Source organism: Mesorhizobium sp. M7A.F.Ca.US.006.04.2.1 (genome assembly GCF_004022915.1).
In the GTDB taxonomy this organism is placed as follows: domain Bacteria; phylum Pseudomonadota; class Alphaproteobacteria; order Rhizobiales; family Rhizobiaceae; genus Mesorhizobium; species Mesorhizobium ciceri.
The window spans coordinates 1-1099 of the sequence record NZ_RZQA01001319.1; the positions used below are offsets into that span (position 1 = coordinate 1).

The following is a 1099-nucleotide window of genomic DNA, read 5'->3' on the forward strand; positions in this document are numbered from 1 at the left end:
CATCAGAAATGCCGGCCAATAGACCGCATGGAAGCGGACAATGTCCTTGCCGATGATGTGCGTGGCCGGCCAATAGTGCCATTGCTCGGCCTTTGTGTCGGGATAGCCGGCGGCGGTGATGTAGTTGGTCAAGGCGTCGACCCAGACATACATCACATGCTTGTCGTCGCCTGGCACCGGCACGCCCCATTTGAAGGTCGTGCGCGAGATCGACAGATCCTTCAGCCCCGACTTGACGAAGCTGAGCACCTCGTTGCGGCGCTCGGTCGGACCGACAAAGTCGGGCTGTCTCTCATAAAGCGCCAGCAATTTGTCCTGATAGGCGGAAAGCCGGAAGAAATAGCTTTCTTCCTCGTTCCATTCGACCGGCGACCCAAGCGGTTCGCGGCGCACGCCGTCGTCGCCGAGCGTCGTCTCGCTCTCGTCGAAATAGGCTTCCTGGCGCACCGAATACCAGCCGCTATAGCGGTCGAGATAGATGTCGCCATTGGCGGCCATCGCTTTCCAGATCGCCTGACAGGATTCGTAGTGGCGCGGTTCGGTCGTGCGAATGTATTGGTCATTCGAGCCGCCCATCGCCTCGGTCATTGCGCGGAAAATCGCCGAATTGCGGTCGGCCAGCGCCAGTGGCGTTATGCCTTCCTTCTCGGCCGTTTGCTGCATCTTCAGGCCATGCTCGTCGGTGCCGGTCAGGAAGAAGACGTCCTTGCCGTCCAGGCGCTGGAAGCGTGCCAGGGCGTCGGTTGCAATGACCGTATAGGCGTGGCCGATATGCGGCTTGCCGTTCGGATAAAAGATCGGGGTGGTGATGTAGAATTTGTCGCGTGACATGAATGAACCGTCATGAATGTCTGAATGGAAAGGCGTGGCGGTGGATATCGTATCGAGGCAGCATTTGCCATCCCGATCCAGGAAACCCAGTCACATTCGCATTGCAGAATTCAGGCGGTCGATCATGATCAAGGCGTGCTGCTTCTTATCGAGATTGTAAGTATCGGTCTCAGATATAGCGTCCAGCGCCTCATGCCAAGTGTCCGACAGCGTTTTGGCTCGTGCGAGATCGCCAGCCAGTGCTGCCTGACTTGCCGCGTTCGACAAC

Annotated in this window: 1 protein-coding gene and 1 pseudogene; both read right to left on the reverse strand. The window is 58.1% G+C overall.

The genetic code is table 11. The annotated features are described in order from the left end of the window. On the reverse strand, nt 1–831 hold an 831-nt coding region (locus EN925_RS36960; RefSeq protein WP_128337422.1), incomplete at its 3' end, for a methionine--tRNA ligase. A gap of 90 nt (nt 832–921) precedes the next feature. Beyond that, nucleotides 922–1099, reverse strand: a pseudogene (locus EN925_RS41745) (DNA polymerase III subunit delta'); the annotation flags it as partial.